This is a genomic window from Pseudomonas sp. Snoq117.2 (assembly GCF_900110545.1).
GTDB lineage: Bacteria > Pseudomonadota > Gammaproteobacteria > Pseudomonadales > Pseudomonadaceae > Chryseomonas > Chryseomonas benzopyrenica.
The window spans coordinates 248862-268700 of the sequence record NZ_FOED01000003.1 but is presented as its reverse complement, the minus strand read 5'-3'; the positions used below and the strand labels follow the sequence as shown (position 1 = coordinate 268700).

At 65.6% G+C, this 19839-nt stretch carries 18 protein-coding genes and 1 pseudogene; 12 read left to right on the top strand and 7 right to left on the bottom strand.

Features of this window, described 5'->3' with window-relative positions:
* Positions 1-191 precede the first annotated feature (191 nt).
* From BMZ43_RS10660 to gpmA, 6 genes are all read left to right on the top strand, one after another.
* Positions 192-923, top strand: a complete 732-nt coding sequence (locus BMZ43_RS10660; protein WP_064307757.1) for a gluconate 2-dehydrogenase subunit 3 family protein — start codon at positions 192-194, stop codon at positions 921-923.
* Complete coding sequence (locus BMZ43_RS10655) at positions 923-2710, top strand: GMC family oxidoreductase (RefSeq protein ID WP_064307756.1); 1788 nt, start codon at positions 923-925, stop codon at positions 2708-2710. Before BMZ43_RS10660 ends, BMZ43_RS10655 begins: the two co-directional genes overlap by 1 nt.
* Positions 2711-2721: 11 nt before the next feature.
* Positions 2722-4065, top strand: coding sequence for a cytochrome c (locus BMZ43_RS10650; RefSeq protein WP_177344802.1), 1344 nt, complete (start codon positions 2722-2724; stop codon positions 4063-4065).
* A 57-nt stretch (positions 4066-4122) separates the two neighbouring features.
* Positions 4123-4743, top strand: coding sequence for a DUF2268 domain-containing putative Zn-dependent protease (locus BMZ43_RS10645; protein ID WP_093253278.1), 621 nt, complete (start codon positions 4123-4125; stop codon positions 4741-4743).
* Between the two features lie 506 nt (positions 4744-5249).
* Positions 5250-5477 (top strand): hypothetical protein, encoded by a 228-nt coding sequence (locus BMZ43_RS10640; protein ID WP_017639323.1) that lies wholly within the window; start codon positions 5250-5252, stop codon positions 5475-5477.
* A gap of 128 nt (positions 5478-5605) precedes the next feature.
* Entirely contained in the window at positions 5606-6352 is a 747-nt protein-coding gene (gene gpmA, locus BMZ43_RS10635) for a 2,3-diphosphoglycerate-dependent phosphoglycerate mutase (RefSeq protein ID WP_064307752.1), read from the top strand.
* A gap of 360 nt (positions 6353-6712) precedes the next feature.
* Here the strand turns inward: gpmA and BMZ43_RS10630 are convergent, their stop codons facing one another.
* From BMZ43_RS10630 to BMZ43_RS10615, 4 genes are all read right to left on the bottom strand, one after another.
* Positions 6713-7702 (bottom strand): YihY/virulence factor BrkB family protein, encoded by a 990-nt coding sequence (locus BMZ43_RS10630; RefSeq protein WP_093253271.1) that lies wholly within the window; start codon positions 7700-7702, stop codon positions 6713-6715.
* Between the two features lie 126 nt (positions 7703-7828).
* Positions 7829-8671 (bottom strand): glycosyltransferase family 2 protein, encoded by an 843-nt coding sequence (locus tag BMZ43_RS10625; RefSeq protein ID WP_068384589.1) that lies wholly within the window; start codon positions 8669-8671, stop codon positions 7829-7831.
* Positions 8668-9705 (bottom strand): hypothetical protein, encoded by a 1038-nt coding sequence (locus tag BMZ43_RS10620; RefSeq protein WP_093253266.1) that lies wholly within the window; start codon positions 9703-9705, stop codon positions 8668-8670. Before BMZ43_RS10620 ends, BMZ43_RS10625 begins: the two co-directional genes overlap by 4 nt.
* Before the next feature lie 7 nt (positions 9706-9712).
* Positions 9713-10789 (bottom strand): glycosyltransferase, encoded by a 1077-nt coding sequence (locus BMZ43_RS10615; RefSeq protein WP_093253259.1) that lies wholly within the window; start codon positions 10787-10789, stop codon positions 9713-9715.
* Between the two features lie 187 nt (positions 10790-10976).
* Here BMZ43_RS10615 and BMZ43_RS10610 point away from each other — a divergent pair, with 187 nt between their 5' ends.
* Entirely contained in the window at positions 10977-11708 is a 732-nt protein-coding gene (locus tag BMZ43_RS10610) for a glutathione S-transferase (protein WP_068384583.1), read from the top strand.
* A 51-nt stretch (positions 11709-11759) separates the two neighbouring features.
* On the opposite strand, the gene BMZ43_RS10605 is transcribed toward BMZ43_RS10610, so the two are convergent.
* A complete protein-coding gene (locus tag BMZ43_RS10605) occupies positions 11760-11951 on the bottom strand; it encodes a CsbD family protein (RefSeq protein WP_026083651.1) in 192 nt (63 codons plus the stop codon).
* Between the two features lie 247 nt (positions 11952-12198).
* Between BMZ43_RS10605 and gloA the strand changes: the two genes are divergently transcribed.
* The 3 genes from gloA (at position 12199) to BMZ43_RS26895 (ending at position 14828) form a co-directional block, all read left to right on the top strand.
* On the top strand, positions 12199-12723 hold the full coding sequence (gene gloA / locus BMZ43_RS10600) for a lactoylglutathione lyase (protein WP_017639315.1): 525 nt from the start codon (positions 12199-12201) through the stop codon (positions 12721-12723).
* A 195-nt stretch (positions 12724-12918) separates the two neighbouring features.
* Entirely contained in the window at positions 12919-14547 is a 1629-nt protein-coding gene (locus tag BMZ43_RS10595; RefSeq protein ID WP_082731533.1) for a methyl-accepting chemotaxis protein, read from the top strand.
* Positions 14548-14705: 158 nt separating this feature from the next.
* The gene (locus tag BMZ43_RS26895) at positions 14706-14828 is read left to right on the top strand and encodes a hypothetical protein (RefSeq protein WP_256562921.1); all 123 of its coding nucleotides are present in this window, start codon (positions 14706-14708) and stop codon (positions 14826-14828) included.
* 42 nt (positions 14829-14870) lie between these two features.
* Here BMZ43_RS26895 and BMZ43_RS27330 read toward each other — a convergent pair whose 3' ends face one another.
* Both BMZ43_RS27330 and BMZ43_RS27325 read right to left on the bottom strand, forming a co-directional pair.
* A complete protein-coding gene (locus tag BMZ43_RS27330; protein WP_371099768.1) occupies positions 14871-15734 on the bottom strand; it encodes a methyl-accepting chemotaxis protein in 864 nt (287 codons plus the stop codon).
* Positions 15726-16496 (bottom strand): annotated as a pseudogene (locus BMZ43_RS27325) (MCP four helix bundle domain-containing protein); the annotation flags it as partial. The pseudogene BMZ43_RS27325 and the gene BMZ43_RS27330, both read right to left, overlap by 9 nt.
* Positions 16497-17165: 669 nt before the next feature.
* Between BMZ43_RS27325 and BMZ43_RS10585 the strand changes: the two are divergent.
* On the top strand, positions 17166-17873 hold the full coding sequence (locus BMZ43_RS10585) for a carbonic anhydrase (RefSeq protein WP_017639311.1): 708 nt from the start codon (positions 17166-17168) through the stop codon (positions 17871-17873).
* A gap of 209 nt (positions 17874-18082) precedes the next feature.
* Positions 18083-19630: a SulP family inorganic anion transporter gene (locus tag BMZ43_RS10580; RefSeq protein ID WP_068384581.1), complete on the top strand. Its 1548-nt coding sequence runs from the start codon at positions 18083-18085 to the stop codon at positions 19628-19630.
* The last annotated feature ends 209 nt before the right edge of the window (positions 19631-19839 follow it).

Sequence of the window (19839 nt, the reverse complement as noted above, 5' to 3'; positions counted from 1 at the left end):
GACTTCAAAGGCCAACAAAGAGGCTTTTGCGCATCGCCGCACGGGTGAAGGGAACTTGAATGCCTGCCAAGCCTCTGCACAGCTGCGACAAAATGTAACCGTGGCGGACAGATGTTGGTAATATTCCAACATATTAGCTAGCTAACCATAAGCCCTGCGGATCACGTCGGGCACCTGATGAGACCCTGATCATGTCCGCAGACGATTCCGTCCCGGCCCGTCGCGACTTCCTGCGCAAGTCCCTGAGCCTGATCCCCGTGGTCGCCCTGGCGGGCGGCACGAACCCCGGCCTGGCCTTCGCCACGCCCGCCGCGGAAAACAAGCCTGGCAGCAGTCCGCGCGCCGACCACTACCAGCCGGTGTTCTTTACCGCCGAGGAATGGGCCTTCGTACAGGCTGCGGTGGCCCGGCTGATTCCGGCGGACGAACTGGGTCCGGGTGCCCTGGAAGCCGGCGCGCCGGAATTCATCGATCGGCAGATGCAGACCGCCTATGCCCGCGGTGGCCTCTGGTACATGCAGGGCCCCTTCGCCGCCGATGCCGCACCGGAAATGGGCTATCAGAGTCGCCTGGTGCCCCAGGATCTCTATCGCCTGGGGATCGCCGCGGTGGACCGCTGGACCCGTCAGCAACACGGCAAGGTCTTCGCCGAGCTGGTACCTGCCGAGCAGAACGCGGCCCTCAAGGCCCTGGAAAGCGGTGACGCCACCCTGGAAGGGGTACCGGCCAAATTGTTCTTCGCCCAGCTGCTGCAGAACACCAAGGAAGGCTTCTATTGCGATCCGCTGCATGGCGGCAACAAGGAACTGGTCGGCTGGAAACTGGTGAATTTTCCCGGCGCCCGCGCCGACTTCATGGACTGGGTGGAACGCGATGAGCGCTATCCGCTGCCCCCGGTCTCCATTCGCGGGGAGCGCGGTTGATGGCCAAGGTACTGCCCAGCAAGAACGTGGTGATCGTCGGCTTCGGCTGGACGGGGGCCATCATGGCCAAGGAACTGACCGAGGCCGGCCTGGACGTGGTGGCCCTGGAACGCGGCAGCTACCGTGACACCTATCCCGACGGCTCCTATCCCCAGGTGATCGACGAACTCACCTACAGCATCCGCAAGAAGCTGTTCGTCGATGTGTCCAAGGAAACCGTCACCATCCGCCACAGCGTCAACGACGTCGCCCTCCCCAACCGCCAGCTGGGCGTCTTCCTGCCCGGCGATGGCGTGGGTGGCGCGGGCCTGCACTGGTCGGGCGTGCACTTCCGGGTCGATCCGGTGGAGCTGCGCCTGCGCAGCCACTATGAAGAACGCTACGGCAAGAAATTCATCCCCGACGGCATGACCATCCAGGACTTCGGCGTCAGCTACGCCGAGCTGGAGCCCTACTTCGACTTCGCTGAAAAGGTGTTCGGCACCTCGGGCACCGCCTGGAGCGTCAAGGGCCAGGTGGTGGGCGACGGCAAGGGTGGCAATCCCTATGCCCCGGATCGCTCCAGCGACTTCCCGCTGCCGGCGCAAAAGAACACCGTCTCGGCGCAGCTGTTCGAGAAGGCCGCGCGCGAGGTGGGCTATCACCCCTACAACCTGCCGTCGGCCAACACCTCGGGCCCCTACACCAATCCCTATGGGTGCCAGATGGGCCCCTGCAACTTCTGCGGCTACTGCAGCGGCTACGTCTGCTACATGTATTCCAAGGCCTCGCCGAATCTCAACATCCTGCCAGCGCTCAAGCAGGAGCCGCGCTTCGAGCTGCGCAGCCAGGCCCATGTGCTGCGTGTGAACCTGGACAGCACCGGCAAGAAGGCCACCGGGGTGACCTACCTGGACGCCCAGGGCCAGGAGCTGGAACAGCCAGCCGACATCGTCATCCTCGCCGCCTTCCAGTTCAACAACGTGCGCCTCATGCTGCTGTCGGGCATCGGTCAGCCCTATGATCCCAAGACCGGCGAGGGCGTGGTCGGGCGCAACTTCGCCTATCAGAACATGGCCACCATCAAGGCCTTCTTCCGCCAGGATCAGCACCACACCAATCCCTTCATCGGCGCCGGTGGCAACGGCGTGGCAGTGGACGACTTCAATGCCGACAACTTCGACCATGGCCCCCACGGCTTCGTCGGCGGCTCGCCCATGTGGGTCAACCAGGCCGGCACCCGGCCCATCGCCGGGGCAGCCAATCCACCCGGCACCCCGCAGTGGGGCAGTGCCTGGAAAAAGGCCCAGGCCGGCTACTACAACCACCAGCTGTCGATGGACGCCCATGGCGCGCACCAGTCCTATCGTGACAACTACCTGGATCTGGACCCCACCTACCGGGACGCCTATGGCCAGCCGCTGCTGCGCATGACCTTCGACTGGAAGGACAACGACATCCGCATGACCCGCTTCATGGCGGCCAAGATGAAGAAGATCGCCGAGGCCATGAATCCCGAGCACATCAGCGTCTCGGTCAAGGATTTCGGCGGGCACTTCAACACCGCCAGCTACCAGACCACCCACCTCAACGGTGGCGCCATCATGGGTACCGACCCCAAGACCAGCGCGGTCAATCGCTACCTGCAGAGCTGGGACGTGCACAACGTCTTCGTGCCGGGCGCCTCGGCCTTTCCCCAGGGTCTGGGCTACAACCCCACCGGCCTGGTGGCGGCCCTGACCTATTGGTCGGCGCGGGCCATCCGCGAGCAGTACCTGAAGAACCCCGGCCCCCTGGTGCAGGCATGAGAGGCGCGCCCATGATCCTCCGTACCCTCGCGACCCTGCTGCTGGGCGCCGGTCTGGCCATGACGGCCCAGGCCGCCGAAGACGCCGATCCGGCGCTGGTCAAGCAAGGCGAATACCTGGCCCGGGCGGGCGACTGCGTGGCCTGCCACACGGCGCCGGGCGGTCAGCCCTTCGCCGGCGGCCTGCCCATGCAGACGCCCATCGGCACTCTCTACTCGACCAACATCACCCCGGATCGGCAGACCGGCATCGGCGACTACAGCTTCGCCGACTTCGACGCCGCCATCCGCCAGGGCATCGCCAAGGAAGGACACACCCTCTACCCGGCCATGCCCTACCCCTCCTATTCCCGGGTGACCGAGGGGGACATGCGCGCCCTCTATGCCTACTTCATGCACGGGGTCACCCCGGTCGCCCAGGCCAATCGCGACAGCGACATCCCCTGGCCGCTGTCGATGCGCTGGCCCCTGGCGATCTGGCGCCAGTTGTTCGCCCCCGAGGTGGTGCAATTCCAGCCGGCCCCGAGCCAGGACCCGGTGGTGGCGCGCGGCGCCTATCTGGTGGAAGGCCTCGGCCACTGTGGCGCCTGCCACACACCACGCGCCTTCACCATGCAGGAAAAGGCCCTCTCGCCTGCCGATGGCAAGGACTTCCTGGCCGGCAGCGCACCCCTGGAAGGCTGGATCGCCAAGAATCTGCGTGGCGATCATCGCGATGGCCTGGGCAACTGGAGCGAAGACCAGCTGGTGCAGTTCCTCAAGACCGGTCGCTCCGCCGACAGCGCCGTGTTCGGTGGCATGACCGAGGTGGTGCAGCACAGTCTGCAATACCTGAGCGACGCCGACCTGCGCGCTATCGCCCGCTACCTCAAGACCTTGCCGGCCAAGGATCCGCACGATGCGCCCTTCCAGCCCGATGGCCGCGCTGCCGCGGCGCTCTGGCGAGGTGATGACAGCGCCCGCGGCGCCCAGGTCTATGTGGACAATTGCGCCGCTTGCCACCGCACCGATGGCCAGGGCTACGACCGGGTCTTCCCTGCATTGGCCGGCAATCCGGTGCTGCGCACGGCCGACGCCAGCTCGCTGATCAACATCGTGCTCAAGGGCGGCACCCTGCCCGGCCTGCACAGCGCACCTTCGATGATCGTCATGCCGCCGTTCGGCTGGCGGCTGAACGATGCCGAGGTGGCCGACGTGGTCAGCTTCATCCGCGCCAGCTGGGGCAACGACGCTGCCCCGGTCAGCGCCGCCGATGTCGCCAAGTGGCGCACCGATGACACCCGCGCCACCTCGGGCGATGACCTGGGCCAGGCCTTTGGTCACGGTCAGCCAGAGCCGCGCGAAGCGGGCAAGTAGCGAACGAAGGGGCGCGACTTCGTCTATAAAGACAGGCCGCGCTCCGGAGATGCCTGGATGACCTGCGTACTACATCTGCTCAACGCCAATGGTCGCTTGGACTCCTGGCGCGCCATCCTGGAAGAGACCTTCACCGATGCCCTGACCCGTATCGCTGCGCACCTGCCCGAACAACGGGTAGACGTGGTGGTGCAGGCGGGCGCCTGGGTGATCCCGGAGTTGGGTCTGAATGGCTACAGCCCGGACGCCGAGCGAGTCTTTATGACCCTGGACCCCGACAGCCCGCACCTGCAGCAAGCCTTCCCTGATCACTTCACCGCCCTGCTCGGCCACGAATTGCACCACTGCCTGCGGCATGCCGGTCCTGGTTACGGATCCACACTGGGCGAGGTCTTGGTCAGTGAAGGCCTCGCCTGCCAATTCGAGCGCGAGCTGACTGGCCGGCTGCCGTTCTATGCCCAGGCCGCACCCCAGGAAATGGCGGCACACTGGGAAGCACTAGATGCTGAACTGGGCCAACCGTACGATCACGCCCGCTGGTTCTTCGGCAGTGGCGACCTGCCTCGCCATCTCGGCTATGCGCTGGGTCGCTGGCGAGTCGATCGTTATCTGCAACGTCATGGCCTGACGGCCGCCGCCTGCGGACACTACCCGGCTACAGCCTTTCTCGCGGAATGATCTCACCGCCTTAGCCAAGCGAGCGCGACGGCGGCGAACACCTCGTCCAGCCATTCGACCCAGGCGCGCACCCCTGCGAGGTCTCCACTCCTAATGGTCGTTACGCCACCTAATTTTCGCCCAGCGACCTTTCGTACAGACCTGAGGACCATCAAGCCCATCGCCGACCAGCGGGCTTGCGCGGCTGGCATCGATCCTGCTAGCTTGATCGGGTTAGTACCAAGCTGACCCCAATCGCTGGACGCCTTTCCGCTCGTTGTAGCAGCGTGAAACAAGCGTCACCCAGATCAAACCGATCCCTCGATTGCTCAGGATCTGCCGCCCTGGCCTCTGAATCTCGTGCCCGGCCGGTTGCCTGCCTTCCCAAGTACTTACCTGCATGCCTGGGCGTCTCGCCCACACGCTGCCTTCCTCCAGCCAGAGATTCAGCCGTCGGCCGTTATGGGTACGAGGTTGCTGGAGTTATTTCACCGCGCCGACTGAGCGTGGATCCCAAGGATAGTTAGATGAACATTCAAAATCAGGCCATTGCGGCCATGCAACACCTCCAAGCGGCCTTCGCGCCGTTTCAATGCATCACCACCCCGGCTTCGCGCAAGGGCGGCTTCAGTTTCACCGTGATCGACGAGCGCGGTGTCGCCTGTCGCAGCGAGCGCCTCTACCCCGAGCAGTACAACGCTGCCGACGGCCTGGAGCGGGTCATCGCCCGTACCCGTCGCGCCCTGGTGGCCTAAGGCTCCCTGCGAGTGCCGGACGCATCACGGTTTCCGTGATGCCCATGCCGGCAGCCTCCATCTGCGGTATGTTTGGCACAGCTTCGCGTAGGCGTGAGCCAAACAATGAATCCCAAGATGGAGGTCGCATGTCGCAAGTCGTATTCATCCGCCATGGCCAGTCGGCGTGGAACCTGGAAAACCGCTTCAGTGGCTGGGCGGATGTGGATCTGACCGAACAGGGGATCCGCGAGGCCCACGAGGGCGGCAAGGCACTCAAGGACGCCGGCTTCCTTTTCGACGTGGCCCACGTCTCGGTGCTCAAGCGCGCCGTGCGCACCCTGTGGCACGTGCAAGAAGGCATGGACCAGATGTGGCTGCCAGTGGTGAGCGACTGGCGCCTCAACGAACGTCACTATGGTGGCCTGACCGGTCTGAACAAGTCCGAGACCGCTGCCAAGTTCGGTGAAGAGCAGGTCCTGGTCTGGCGCCGCAGCTACGACGTACCGCCGCCCGAGCAGAGCGTCGAGGAGCAGCAGGCCCTGGCCGCCGATCCGCGCTATGCCGGTCTGTCGCTGGATCAGGTGCCGCGCACCGAGTGCCTCAAGGATTGCGTCGAACGCGTCCTGCCCTACTGGAACGAAGTCCTGGCCCCGGCCATTCGCAGTGGCCAGCGCGTGCTGGTGGTCGCCCATGGCAACTCCATGCGCGCCCTGATCAAGTACCTGGACAACATCTCCGACAGCGACATCGTCAGCCTCAACATCCCCAACGGCGTGCCGCTGGTGTACGAGTTCGACGAAGACCTCAAACCCACCAAGCACTACTACCTGGCCGACCCGGACGAGGTCGCCGCCAAGATGGCCGCGGTGGCCAATCAGGGCAAGGCGAAGTAAGGCCTCTTTCGTCCGTCCTCTGGTGGAGACCTGGCACGGTTTTCCACAGGGTCGACGAGGTGTGAGCGGTGGATAAGGCTGAAGCCATTATCCACCCTGCCGACGGCTGACCTATCGTGGTCACGGGTCGCCGTAGGTTGGGTTGAGCGCAGCGAAGCCCGACAGGTCTCGCCTCAAGGTGCTGGCCCTGTTGGGCTTCGACGGTGAAGCCGTCTCAGCCCAACCTACGATACTGGCGCGGCCCATGGCCGCCATGCCCCGTACGCCCAGACCCGCGGAAGGGAAAACCGCCTGGCGTTTTCCACAACCAAGGCCGCAGGGGAACGGTGGATAAGGCGGCGCCGTCATCCACCCTACCACTCAGGTTCGGTCATTCGGGCGCTTCACCACCCGCGCCTCACCCAGGACGCCTTCTCGCTGGGCGCCCTCGTCCTGACCCGCCTGAATCTCTTCGTCGGCTTCCAACCCACCGTCGCCCGGGGTCTTCTCGCCCTTTTCCTTGCCTTCGTCGCTGTGGTGTTCGATCACCGCATTGATCTCCGCGCCGAACAGCAGCACCGCCGAAGACAGATAGAAGTACAGCAACAGCACGATGATGGCGCCGATGCTGCCGTAGGTGGCGTTGTAGTTGGCGAAGTTCTGCACGTAGTAGCCAAAGCCCAGGGACGCCAGGATCCAGACCACCACTGCCAGCACCGAGCCCGGGGTGATGAAGCGAAAGCTCTGCTTCACGTCCGGGGTGACGTAGTAGAGCGCCGCCACGGCGATCATCAGCAGGGCCACGGCCAGCGGCCAGCGGATCAGCGCCCAGAGGGTGACCATGTAGTCTTCCAGCCCGACATAGGCGGCCAGCCAGTTCATCACCTGGGGGCCCAGCACCATGAGGGCGGCAGCGCTGAGCAGCAGGCCGGCAAGGCCGATGGTGTGCAGCACCGACAGGGGAATGCGCTTCCAGGCCGGGCGGCTTTCCACCACGTCGTAGGCGCTGTTCATGGCGGTCATCAGCGAGCGGAAGCCACCCGAGGCGGACCAGAGGGCAACGATGATACTGAAGGACAGCAGGCCGCCCTTCTGCGTCTGCAGCTGGTCGATGATGGGGTTGACCGTGTCCAGCGCGGTGACCGGCAGCAGGTAGGCGGCCTGTTCGCGCAGGAAGGTGAAGAAGTCCGGCAGGTGCAGGAAACCGATCAGGGCGATCAGGAACAGCAGGAAGGGAAACAGCGAGAACAGCATCTGGTAGGCCAGCGCCGCCGCATAGGTGGGCATGTCGTCGGCCACGAATTCCTGGACGGCACGCTTGACGAGGGTGAACGGCGAAATGCCGCGCAGGCTGAAGGCAAACAAGGACATAACGGCTCCTGACGAACATTCCTCACGAAGGATTCCTGGAGCGGGCCTGCACGGCCTGCGCCCGGCGGCTTTTGCAGACCGCCCTACCTTCAGAGTGGCGGCAGCCGGGTTGGTTGCGCGCCGTCGTCAGAAGCCGGAACCGGAGGCATCCCGGCAGGCGGCGATCTCGGCGGCCGTGGGCACCCGGAGCTCCTCTATCCCGCGACGTTCATCGAAGTGGATGAAGCCGGCGGCGGCGAATTCGCGCAACCAGCCCTCCATGGGCCAGAGCCCCCAGCGCGCCTGAAAGCGCCGGGCATTCTCCAGGATACTGGCGAAGTGGTTGAGCGGCGGGTGATAGGTCGGGTGGTACTGGTGGAAGGCGCGCGCCTCGGCCTGATAGACGGGCACCCCCGCGTCACGTGCACGAAAGGCGAAATCGGTGTCCTCGCCGCCATAGCCACGATAGCCCTCGTCGAAACCGCCGATGCGGCTGAAGGTGGCGCGCGTGCAGGCGAAATTCAGCGACCAGAACAGCGGATGGGGAATCATCTCCCCGCTCGGTCGATCCCGGTGCAGGGGATGGACGACGCCCGAGGCGAGCAGCGCCTCCGGCGTCCAGTCACCTTCCGCGACGCCGGCCGGCAGGTAGTGGACGAAGCCCTGGTGCAGGGCGTCGGGGCGCGCGGCCAGCGCCCGGCGATAGGCATCGAGCAGGTCTGGTGCGGGGATGCAGTCCACGTCGAGAAACACCAGCGCCTCGCCGGGTGCAGCGGCTACGGCGGCATTGCGCGCGGCGGCCAGGGGCAGGATGCCGTCGCCTTCGACCGCCTGTACCTGGATCGGAAAGCGCGAGCTGTGCAGTGCGCTTGGTGCCTCGTTCATCTGCACCACCACCAGGGCGGCGGGCGGGGTCGGCGCCAGCTCCAGGCCGCGGATCAGGTTGGCCAGTTGCCGCTCGCGGCCATGGACCAGGGTCAGGACAATCATGTCAGCACCTCCTGGGCGACTTCTCGAATACAGGCTGCGGCGCGCCGGGCGCCCTCGCCATCGCCTACTGCCGCCCAGCGCTCGGGATCGAGCGCGCGTGCCCTGGCCAGCAGCTCCGGCCAGTCATCGTCAGCGGGCCAGGTTTCGCCGGTGAGCGCCAGGCCCTGCATGGCCAGCAGGCGCCCGGTGGACAGTTGCTCGTCGAAGGGCCGGGCATCCGGCAGGCAGATGAAGCGACAGCGCAAATCGGCCAGCTCCGCCACCAGGCTGTCACCCGCCGAGCCGACCACCAGCTCGGCGCGGGTCAGCCAGGGCGCGGGATCGGCGACGCTGCCCAGAAAGCTTAGATTGGCCGGTGCCACGGTGGCGTCCTCCGCCACCGGACCCAGCACCGTCCAGCGCCAGGCGGGACAGGCGCGCGCCGCGGCGACCAGTCGCGCGCGGCTGAAGGCGGTGCCGCCATGGCCGGCGATGACGGTGACCGTGCCGGGCTCGCGCAGGCTGTCGCGCCGTTGCCCGGCATAGCGCGACAGGCTGCCGGCATAGCAGGTCTTGGCTCGCCAGATGGCTGGAGTGGCGGGTTCTTCCAGATGTTCCGGATAGGGTGCCAACAACCGGCTGGCACTGGCATAGGCCAGTTCGTGGGCGGCATCGAAGCGGTTGCCGCGCTGGCGCAGATAGATCGTCGGTACACCACACAGCCTGGCCAGCAGTGCCACCTCCACCGAGACGTCGACCACCAGCAGACAGGGCCAGGCGCGGCGAAACCAGTCCACCAGCAGGCCCATGCGCTCGCGCAGCCCTGCCACCCCCAGCGGCGCATAGTGCAGGCAGGCGAAGGCTTCGCCCTCGACACCCGGGGCCACGTCGGGCGGCAGCGGGCAGAGCTGGACGTTGGGCAGCTCCACCTGTTCGGGCAGGCGACTGCCGAACAGGGTCAGGGGGCCATCGAAAGCGGCGGCGATGGCCAGGGCACGGGTCACATGGCCGGCGCCGTGATGGTGGGCGTAGTAGCCGATGTTCAGCTCAGCCACGGGCGGTCTAGCCACGGGCCACCCGACCGGCGGCGACATCGGCGAGCAGGCGCTCGTAGCGATCGATCATCTGGCGATGGCTCCACTGGGCCTCGGCCCGCGCTCGGCAAGCCTCGCGGGACAACGACAGGGCCTCGCGCAGGGCTGCGGCCAGTGCCGGGACATCACCCGGCGGGGCCAGGACGCCGGTCTCGGCGGTGAGGAGTTCCGGCAGGGCACCGCGGGCGAAGGCCGCCACCGGCGTACCACAGGCCAGCGCCTCGGCGACGATCAGGCCGAAGGGTTCGTCCCAGCAAGGGGTCACCAGGCAAGCGCGGGCCTGGGCGACTTCGACGGCCAGGGCGGTGCGGTCCAGGTGACCGAGGTAAACGGCCTGGTCACCCAGACGCGGCGCGATCTCCTGGCGAAAGTAACGCTCGTCGGTGGCCTGGCCAGCCAGGCGCAGGGGCACACCGGCCGCCCGTGCGGCGTCCAGCGCCAGGTGCGGCCCCTTGTCGGGCACCAGGCGACCGAACCAGAGCGCATGGTCGCCGATTGGGGTACCGCGTGGCCGCCAGGCGTCGAGATCGATGCCGTTGGGAATCACGTGGCAGGCCGGCGCCAGGTGCGCCCAGTTGTCGGCATTGGCCTGGGACACGGTGCAGTAATGACCGCCACCGCGCTTGTGCAATTCGCCGATGGCGTTGATCAACTCGAAGAACGGCGGGGTATGCAGCACCGTGAGCATGGGCGTGCGGATCAGCCCGGACATGGTCACCGGCACATAGTGCAGGGCATTGTTGAAAATGACGTCGAAGCCATGGCTGTCGATGCGCTGCATGCAGTCGAGATAGCCGTGGTGCTCGTCGAGGTACTCGGAGCTGAGTACGTTGCGCTTGCGCCGGCAACCATCCGTCCCGTAGTTGCCGTCGTCGAGGATGGGTACCACCTCCAGCTCCGGCGCCGAAGCCGAACTGGCGAACAGAGTCACCCCATGGCCACGCTCGCGCAGTTGCAGGGTGATGTCGTAGGTGAAGGCCTCGAGACCACCGGCGAACGGCTGGCGTACCGGGTGTTTCACGTGGGTGAGAATGCCTATGCGCATGGAGCCGTCCGCTTGCTGTTGACCGTCATCCCACCGTCCTCATTGCTAGCCGCTGGTTGATAGGAGTCTCAGCGATGGGAATTGGTTGTGCGCTTCGTCGTGAAAGCCGCACGGCGGGAAAACCTCCGAACCCCGCAGGGAGTCAGCCTTCCTGGACCCGTATTCCCAGCAGACGACGGAGGTTTCCATGCGTTATGAACTGCACTACTGGCCCAGCATCCAGGGCCGCGGCGAATTCGTCCGCCTGGCGCTCGAAGAAGCCGGCGCGGACTACCTGGATGTGGGCAACGCCCCGGAGGACGAAGGCCTGGGCATACCCGCCATGGAGGACTACCTGCAAGGCAAGCAGACCCACCGCCCACCCTTCGCCCCGCCCTTTCTCAAGGCCGGCGACGAGGTCGTTTCCCATGTCGCCAACATCCTCCAGTACCTGGGGCCGCAGCTGGACCTGGTGCCGCCGGACGAGGAGTCACGCTTCTGGGTACATGGCCTGCAACTGACCATCACCGACCTCACCGCCGAGGCCCACGATGTCCACCATCCGGTGGCCATCTCCCTGACCTATGAAGAGCAGCAGGACGAAGCCCGGCGCCGGGCCAAGGCCTTTGCCGGCGAGCGAATCCGTACCTATCTGAGCTATTTCGAACGGGTGCTGGGTTACAACCCGGCGGGTGATACCTGGCTGGTGGGCGAGCAGCGCTCCTATGTCGACCTGTCGCTGTTCCAGGTGGTGGCCGGCCTGACCTATGCCTTCCCCAACGCCATGCATCGTCTCGCCCCGGAGATCCCGCGGGTCCTGGCCGTGGCCGAACGGGTGGCGGCCCTGCCCAACATCGCCGCCTACCTGGCCTCGTCGCGCCGCCTGCCGTTCAGCGAGAACGGCATCTTCCGTCACTATCCGGAGCTGGATCCGGCCTGACAGGCAAAAGAAAAGGCCGCCCGGGGGGCGGCCTTTTCATCACGACTGGACTCAGGCGCGGTCGATAGTGTTCTTGACCGCTTCCTTACCCTTGCCCACGTTCTTTTGCAGTTTGCCTTCGGCTTCCTGGGCACGACCCTCGCCTTTCATGCGCGAGTTGTCGGTGGCATCGCCGACGCCTTGCTTGACCTTGCCGGCCACTTCTTTGGCGGTACCCTTGATCTTGTCGCTGGTGCTGCTCATATCAGTCTCCTTGGGATCGCACAGGCAGTGCGCTTGTAAAATCCGACTACGGCTCTAACCGGGTGGTTTCGACCACTCGTCGCCCAGCGCAGCGGCCAGGAGCCTCAGGAAGCTTTGGGCAGCGGCCCTGGAAGCCTTTAGACTTCCCGCCCTTTTTCGTGAGCGATTGCCCAGGCGCCGCCCCTTGGCGGGAACGTTGCGCAGGGCCGCCTCTCCAAATTCCACACCCCTTCAATGGAGACTTCTGATGTCGCTGAGCCAATTCGACAACCTGCCGGGCGTGACCGCCCAGCCCGACGCCGCCACCCGCGAGTTCGTCTTCAACCACACCATGCTGCGGGTCAAGAACCTGGAGACCTCGCTGGACTTCTATACCCGCGTACTGGGTTTCACCGTGGTCGATCACAAGGACTTTCCGGACGCCAAATTCAGCCTGACCTTCCTCGCCCTGGTCGATCGCAACCAGGTGCCGACAGACCCGGAAGCCCGCCAGCGCTGGCGCAAATCCACGCCGGGCATTCTCGAGCTGACCCACAACCATGGCACCGAGAACGATGCCGCCTTCAGCTACCACAACGGCAACAGCGATCCGCGTGGCTTCGGCCATACCTGCGTGGCGGTCCCGGACATCCGCGCCGCCTGCGAACGTTTCGAGCAGTTGGGCGTGGCTTTCCAGAAGCGCCTGACCGACGGCAGCATGAAGGAAATCGCCTTCATCAAGGACCCCGACGGCTACTGGGTCGAAGTCATCCAGTTCACCCCGCTGTCCTGATCCCTCCGGGCCCGGCGTCCGTCGGGCCCACCCTGCCTGCCCTTCTGAAGACATCCGACGACTTTTCGGCGCTTAACTGATACCGACTGGCTCCAAGCCATCGACGCCTGCTCATGCCTTTGGCGTACTGCTGGCGAATAGCCTTACCAAAGTCGTATTGCGACCCCAGCCAGCGACGTCTTCAGAGAGCCCATCATGAAAAAAACAACAAGAATTCGAACGGGGATGTACAGCGTCCTCAGCCTGTTCGTCGCCTGCCTGCTGCTGGCTTGCCTGTATGGGTGGCTCAGCGCCCGGACCAGTGCCCAGCAGATCCGCGACCTGGATAGTCTGACCATGGAGCAGCTGGACAAGGTCAACAACGCCGCCACCTGGATCAGCCGCGCCAGTGCCAACTCCCATACCGCCATGCTCGATCGGGTCAATGGCGATGCGGCCAAGGCCGAAAAAGGCACGGTGCTGGCGCTGGAACGCCTGAACATCGCCCGCACGCTGATCACCGAGATGCTGGCCAGCACCACCGAGCCCAAGTTGCGCGGCCAGATCGACGCCATGCTCAAGGCCTTCGATGCCTACAAGGTCATCGTGGAAAATCAGATCAAGGCCTGCCGCGCCGGTGATCTGCCGGGCTACATCCGCATCAGCGATGGCGCCAAGGACGCCAGCACCGCCTTCGCCGACACCCGCAAGGTCTTTACCGACGAGATCACCGGGCGCATCGACGCCACCCTGGCCGCCTCCGACAGCCGCGTGCTGCAGGCCGAGATCGGCACCCTGGTACTGGTTGGTCTGACCCTGCTGCTGGCGGTGCTCTCCGGCTGGTTCATCGCCCGCCGGGTGCTGGCCCCGTTGAACGAAGCCGGCGAGCACTTCGCCGCCATGAGCGAAGGCGATCTGACCCGCCGCATCGAGGTGCGCAGCCATGACGAGATCGGCCAGCTGTTCGCCGGCCTCGCCACCCTGCAACGCCGCCAGCGCGACACCCTGGCCCAGCTCAATCGCACCGCCGAGCAACTCGACGGCGCCGCCCAGGAACTGGGCCAGGTCACCGCCCAGAGCAATCGCACCCTGAACCAGCAGCAACAGGAACTGGAACAGGCCGTGACCGCGGTGACCGAGATGACCACCGCCGTGGAAGAGGTGGCACGCAATGCCGCCTCCACCTCGGATACCGCCCGCGAATCCGATCGCCTGGCCACCGGCAGTCGTGGCCAGGTGGCCCAGGTCCTCAGCGAATTGCAGAGCATGCAGACCACGGTCAACGAAAGCGAAGCCGTGATCGCCAGTCTGGCGCAGCAGGCCAACCAGATCGGCAAGGTGCTGGACGTGATCCGCGCGGTCTCCGAGCAGACCAATCTGCTGGCGCTCAACGCCGCCATCGAAGCCGCCCGTGCCGGCGATGCCGGGCGTGGCTTCGCCGTGGTGGCCGACGAGGTGCGCAGCCTGGCCCAGCGCACCCGCCAGTCGACCCTGGAGATCGAGCAGATGATCGGCAACATCCAGGCCGGCACCGGCCAGGCGGTAACCGCCATCCAGCGTAGCAACACCCTGGCCGGTACCACCCTCGAGACCACCGAGCGCACTGGCCAGAGCCTGGAGCACATCTTTGTCGCCATCGGCGATATCAACGAGCGCAACCTGGTCATCGCCAGCGCCGCCGAGGAGCAGGCCCAGGTCGCCCGCGAGGTGGATCGCAACCTGATCAACATCCGCGAACTGGCAGGCGTGTCCAAGCGTGGCGCCGACCAGATCGAGACCTCCAGTCGCCAGCTCGCCGAGCTGACCCGCGAGATCCACAGCCTGGCCGCGCGCTTCCGCGTCTAGCCCGGCGCGCCGTCGCTCCCGGGAAGAGTCATCCCGGGGCAGCGGTGGCTTTACCCATCTTTACCTTTTCTTGGCATGACGTCGCTGCCGGTACAGGCGAAAATTGGCCCCGGGCGCCCAGCGTGGCGCCGGTTTTCGCTACGGAGCTGCCTGACGTCATGACGACCTGCCCTACCCCGCGCGGCCCTCGCCTGAGGTGCCTGCTGCTGTCCGTTCTCGCCTCGCCCCTGGGCCTGCTGGTGCTGCTGACCGGCGTGCTGCAGCTGCTCGGTCCCGGCTAGTGCCGCAGCGTACGGTCACCACAGCGACCGGACGCGCCAGGGTCACAGGCGGAAGCGCGTCACCAGCCCATTGAGGTCCACGGCCAGGCGCGACAGCTCGGCGCTGGCGGCGCTGGACTGCTCGGCACCCGCGGCGGTCTGGACCGACAACTCGCGAATGTTCACCAGGTTGCGATCCACTTCGCGAGCCACCTGGGCTTGCTCTTCCGCCGCACTGGCGATGACCAGGTTACGTTCGTTGATGCCGCCGATGGCGCCATGGATGCGCTCCAGGGCATGGCCGGCGCCGCGCGCCACTTCCAGGGTGGACTGGGCACGCTCGGTGCTGCTGCGCATGGCCGCCACCGCCTGATCGGTGCCCTGCTGGATGGTGCCGATGGAGGTCTCGATCTCGCGGGTCGACTCCTGGGTGCGATGGGCCAGCGCCCGCACCTCGTCGGCCACCACGGCGAAGCCACGACCGGCTTCCCCGGCGCGCGCGGCCTCGATGGCGGCATTGAGCGCCAACAGATTGGTCTGCTCGGCCACGCTGCGGATCACGTCGAGCACCTTGCCGATGTCGTTGACCTGTACCGCCAGATCGCCCACCAGGGTGGCGCCGTGCTGGACGTCTTCGCTCATGGTGGCGATGGCGCCCACGGTTTCCTGTACCAGGTCGCGACCGTCACGGGCCACGCCGGCCGACTCCTGGGAGGCCTGGGAGGTGTTGACGGCGTTGCGCGCCACCTCGTCCACCGCCGACGACATCTGGTTCACCGCGGTGGCGGCCTGTTCGATCTCGGCGTTCTGGCGCTGCAGGCCGCGACTGGATTCATCGGTCACGGCATTGAGTTCTTCCGCCGCCGAGGCGAGCTGGGTGGCCGAGCCAAGGATGCCCTGCAGGGTCTGGCGCAGCTGGCCCTGCATGGTTTTCATGGCCTGCAGCAGGCGCGCGGCCTCGTCGCGGCCTTCGCTGTGGATCTCTTCGCTGAGGTCGCCGGTGGCGATCACCTCGGCCGCCCGCACGGCCCGGGCGATGGGCTGGGTGATGCTGCGGATCAGCAGCCAGGCGAAGACCACGGTCAGCAGCGCAGTGGCCGCCAGCAGCAGCACCAGCCACTGGATGGCATGGCTATAGTCGGCAGCGGACTGGGCGTTGGCGGCGGCGGTCTGCTGATCCACCAGGTCGGTGAGTTGCTTGAGCACGCCATTGACCGCATCGGAGTTGGCCAGCAGGTCTTCGTTGAGCAGCCGGCGCAGGGGCTCCAGCTGATCGGCGGCGGAAAACGCCAGCATGCGCTGCTGCAGACCGTCGTACTGGGCGATCAACTGGCCGTAGCGACCGTAGGCGGTGCGTTCTTCGGCGGACTGGATCAAGGCCTCGTAGCGCTGCTGGGCGGCGCGCATCTGGCCGTTGCGCTGCTGGAACAAGGCCTGGGTCTTGGCGATGATCTCCGGCTCGCGATTGAGCAGCAGACGATAGGAGAGCACCCGCAGGCGCAGGGTCAGGGCGGTCAGCTCGTCGAGGGCGGCCACGCGCGGCATGGCGCGTTCTTCGATGGCCAGGCCCGAGGCGCGGATATCGTTCATCTTGACCAGGGCGGTGCCGCCGAGCAGCAGCAGGAGCAGACCGATAAAGGCGAAACCGAGCGTGGCGCGCCGCGCGATGGAGAGGTTGCGAAAGGACATGGAGAGTTTCCGTTGAGCCTGGAAAGTTCCCCTATCGACCGCTGGCGGCAGATCCTGAGGCCAATTATCGACCTGGATCCGGACGGCTTGCAGGAGCATGCGTCGAGCAAAGCCACCAAACCCTTGTCTCATAGGGCATTGGAGCTATTGAAAGGCTGGCGAAAGGTCTAGGCTGCGGCACTGTGCCGCAGATCACAGGCTGGATGCAAAGCGGGAGAAAGGCGAGCAATCTCCACCAGCGGCATTGTGTTCACATTTTTGCACATCTTTCGCAAGCCACTGATCATCAAGGAAATCTGTTCGGCTATCGCGATTTACATTTTCTTCACGGGGAAAAGCGTGATCCGGTGGCGAAATGCAGGGTTCGTGTCGATAAAAGGGCTAAATGCACTGATCATGTCGCGATAATGGCGGGATGATCTCAGTATTAGTTTGAAATATCTTCTGCGTTGTCGGTCACGAGCTATTGTTTCAGCGTGGATTAAGGTTGTGTTCACCAAGATGCGACACCGGGTGCCAGGACACCGCCCGACTACGCGATGGATTGCCGGAAAATGAAGCCACCAGAGCCCGAGATGGCCGGGGCGTATCGAAGCGATGCCAGGGGGCGTCTAGCCACTAACCAGCGCTTGCCGCTGCCATTGCGTACTTGAGAGAGGTCAGAAACAGATGAGCGACAACACGGATACCTTCGGCGCACCCGACGAGGCCCTCCTGCAGCTGGTCGATGGTTTCAAGCGTTTCCGCCAGGATGTCTTTCCCGAACAGGAAGCGCTGTTCAAGAAACTCGCCAGTGCACAGTCGCCCAAGGCCATGTTCATCACCTGCGCCGACTCGCGCATCGTCCCGGAACTGATCACCCAGAGTTCGCCAGGCGATCTGTTCGTGACCCGTAACGTCGGCAACGTGGTCCCCCCCTACGGCCAGATGAACGGCGGCGTCTCCACCGCCATCGAATACGCGGTCGTAGCCCTGGGCGTGAAGCACATCATCATCTGCGGCCACTCCGACTGCGGCGCCATGAAAGCCGTACTCAATCCCGATCCGCTGGAAAAGATGCCGACGGTAAAGGTCTGGCTGCGCCATGCCGAGGTCGCCCGTACCGTGGTCGAAGACCATAGCCATTGCGACTGCGGCCACGGCGGCACCTTGGGTTTCCTGACCGAGGAAAACGTAGTGGCCCAGCTGGTACACCTGCGCACCCACCCCTCGGTGGCTTCGCGTCTGGCCAGTGGTCAGCTGCAGATCCACGGCTGGGTCTATTCCATCGAGACCAGCGAGATCAAGGCCTACGACGCCCAGCAGGAACGCTTCCTGCCCCTGGATGGCGAAAACATGCCAGTCGCCACCCCGCGTCCGCGCCTGCAGCAGGCCTGATCCACCGCGGTCATCCGGTTCGCCGGCTGGCCGCCCGGAGACGGGTCCCTGGACCCGTCCCTATAACAGCGCACCGCGCCGGACGATCCCACCTGGGGCTCCATCGGGATCGCCCACCCTTTCCGCTAGCCGCCTAAATCCCGCACCGTGTCATATGACGTGATATGACGCGCGGGCACCTTTTTCCTAGTCGCTGGAGGACCAGGACCATGCTTGGCAATCAACAGACCCCGGGGCGCAACCTGTCGCGCGACGCCCTGGCCTCACTCGTAGTGTTTCTGGTCGCCCTGCCGCTGTGCATGGGGATCGCCATCGCCTCCGGCATGCCACCGGCCAAGGGCATCATCACCGGCATCATCGGTGGCCTGGTGGTCGGCTTTCTCGCCGGCTCGCCGCTGCAGGTCAGTGGTCCGGCCGCCGGCCTGGTGGTGCTGGTGTTCGACCTGATCAACCGGCACGGCCTCGAGGCCCTGGGCCCGGTACTGCTACTGGCCGGTCTCATGCAGCTCGTCGCCGGTCTCACCCGGCTGGGTGCCTGGTTCCGCGTCACCTCGCCAGCGGTGGTCTACGGCATGCTCGCGGGCATCGGCATCCTCATCGTGCTCTCGCAGCTGCACGTCATGCTGGACGCCAAACCAGCGGCGTCGGGCCTGTCCAATCTGCTGGCCTTCCCGGGCGCCGCCCTCACCGCGGCCGGCCAGTGGAACGGCAGTGGCAGCGGCGCCCAGGCGGCGCTGATCGGCCTGCTGACCATCGCCAGCATGTGGCTGTGGGAGAAATTCCGCCCACAGCCGCTACGCTTCCTGCCCGGCGCGCTGATCGGCGTGACCCTGGCGACCCTGGCCAGTCTTTGGCTGGCGCTGGACATCCGCCGGGTCGAAGTGCCCAACAACCTGGCCGATGCCATCGACTGGGTGACCTTCGCCGATCTTGGCATGCTGGCCAACGCCGAGCTGGTGGTAGCCGCCCTCGCCCTGGCCTTCATCGCCAGTGCCGAGACCCTGCTCTCGGCCGCCGCGGTGGACCGCATGCACAACGGGCCGCGCTCGCACTTCGACCGCGAACTGGGTGCCCAGGGCATCGGTAACCTGCTCTGCGGCGCCGTCGGGGCGCTGCCCATGACCGGCGTCATCGTGCGCAGCTCGGCCAATGTTCAGGCCGGCGCCACCAGTCGCGCCTCCACCATCTTCCACGGCCTCTGGCTGCTGGCCTTCGTCGCCGCCCTGCCCTTCGTGCTCAAGCTGGTACCGGTGGCGAGCCTGGCCGGCGTACTGGTGTTCACCGGCGTCAAGCTGGCCGATCCCAAGTCGCTGACCGGACTCAAGCGCTATGGCCGCGCGCCCATGGCCATCTATGCCCTGACCGCGCTGATGATCGTCGCCACCGATCTGCTGACCGGGGTGCTGGTGGGCTTCGGTCTGTCGATCGCCTTCCTGGCGGTCAAGGCGGCACAGCTCAAGGTCAGCCTGACCTATCGCGAAGACCAGCCGGACCAGGCCGACCTGCGCCTGGTGGGCGCCGCGACCTTCCTGCGCGTGCCCCAGCTGACCAAGGTGCTGGAGCAGGTCAAGCCGGGCACCACCCTGCACGTGCCCCTGGAACGCGTCTCCTATATCGACCACGCCTGCATGGAGCTGCTGGAAGACTGGGGCCGCACTCAGGCCAGCAATGGCATGCGCCTGGTGATCGAGCCCAAGGCGCTGGAACGGCGCCTGGAAGGTCAGGCCTCCGCCGGGCAAACGGTGATGTCGACCTAGGCGCCGGTTTGCTAGCGATGGCGGAGCCTTCTGGCCGCTCCGCCATCCGGTCGTTTTGGTAACGAAATGATGCAAAGACGCCTTGACATCAAGACGCTCCATTCGACCCGACAGTGGCTTGCCAGAGCATCTCGCTAAAATCTGGACGGCCTCGCCATTGGTCATATTGTGGACAATCTGTCCACAAATAGTGCGCAAATCAGCGGATA

Excerpts from the sequence above, each read along its gene's own strand:
- BMZ43_RS10660 (WP_064307757.1), top strand. The coding sequence starts at position 192 with ATGTCCGCAGACGATTCCGTCCCGGCCCGTCGCGACTTCCTGCGCAAG.
- BMZ43_RS10655 (WP_064307756.1), top strand. The coding sequence starts at position 923 with ATGGCCAAGGTACTGCCCAGCAAGAACGTGGTGATCGTCGGCTTCGGC.
- BMZ43_RS10650 (WP_177344802.1), top strand. The coding sequence starts at position 2,722 with ATGATCCTCCGTACCCTCGCGACCCTGCTGCTGGGCGCCGGTCTGGCC.
- BMZ43_RS10645 (WP_093253278.1), top strand. The coding sequence starts at position 4,123 with ATGACCTGCGTACTACATCTGCTCAACGCCAATGGTCGCTTGGACTCC.
- BMZ43_RS10640 (WP_017639323.1), top strand. The coding sequence starts at position 5,250 with ATGAACATTCAAAATCAGGCCATTGCGGCCATGCAACACCTCCAAGCG.
- gpmA (WP_064307752.1), top strand. The coding sequence starts at position 5,606 with ATGTCGCAAGTCGTATTCATCCGCCATGGCCAGTCGGCGTGGAACCTG.
- BMZ43_RS10630 (WP_093253271.1), bottom strand. The coding sequence starts at position 7,702 with ATGTCCTTGTTTGCCTTCAGCCTGCGCGGCATTTCGCCGTTCACCCTC.
- BMZ43_RS10625 (WP_068384589.1), bottom strand. The coding sequence starts at position 8,671 with ATGATTGTCCTGACCCTGGTCCATGGCCGCGAGCGGCAACTGGCCAAC.
- BMZ43_RS10615 (WP_093253259.1), bottom strand. The coding sequence starts at position 10,789 with ATGCGCATAGGCATTCTCACCCACGTGAAACACCCGGTACGCCAGCCG.
- BMZ43_RS10610 (WP_068384583.1), top strand. The coding sequence starts at position 10,977 with ATGCGTTATGAACTGCACTACTGGCCCAGCATCCAGGGCCGCGGCGAA.
- BMZ43_RS10605 (WP_026083651.1), bottom strand. The coding sequence starts at position 11,951 with ATGAGCAGCACCAGCGACAAGATCAAGGGTACCGCCAAAGAAGTGGCC.
- gloA (WP_017639315.1), top strand. The coding sequence starts at position 12,199 with ATGTCGCTGAGCCAATTCGACAACCTGCCGGGCGTGACCGCCCAGCCC.
- BMZ43_RS10595 (WP_082731533.1), top strand. The coding sequence starts at position 12,919 with ATGAAAAAAACAACAAGAATTCGAACGGGGATGTACAGCGTCCTCAGC.
- BMZ43_RS26895 (WP_256562921.1), top strand. The coding sequence starts at position 14,706 with ATGACGACCTGCCCTACCCCGCGCGGCCCTCGCCTGAGGTGCCTGCTG.
- BMZ43_RS27330 (WP_371099768.1), bottom strand. The coding sequence starts at position 15,734 with ATGCAGGGCCAGCTGCGCCAGACCCTGCAGGGCATCCTTGGCTCGGCC.
- BMZ43_RS10585 (WP_017639311.1), top strand. The coding sequence starts at position 17,166 with ATGAGCGACAACACGGATACCTTCGGCGCACCCGACGAGGCCCTCCTG.
- BMZ43_RS10580 (WP_068384581.1), top strand. The coding sequence starts at position 18,083 with ATGCTTGGCAATCAACAGACCCCGGGGCGCAACCTGTCGCGCGACGCC.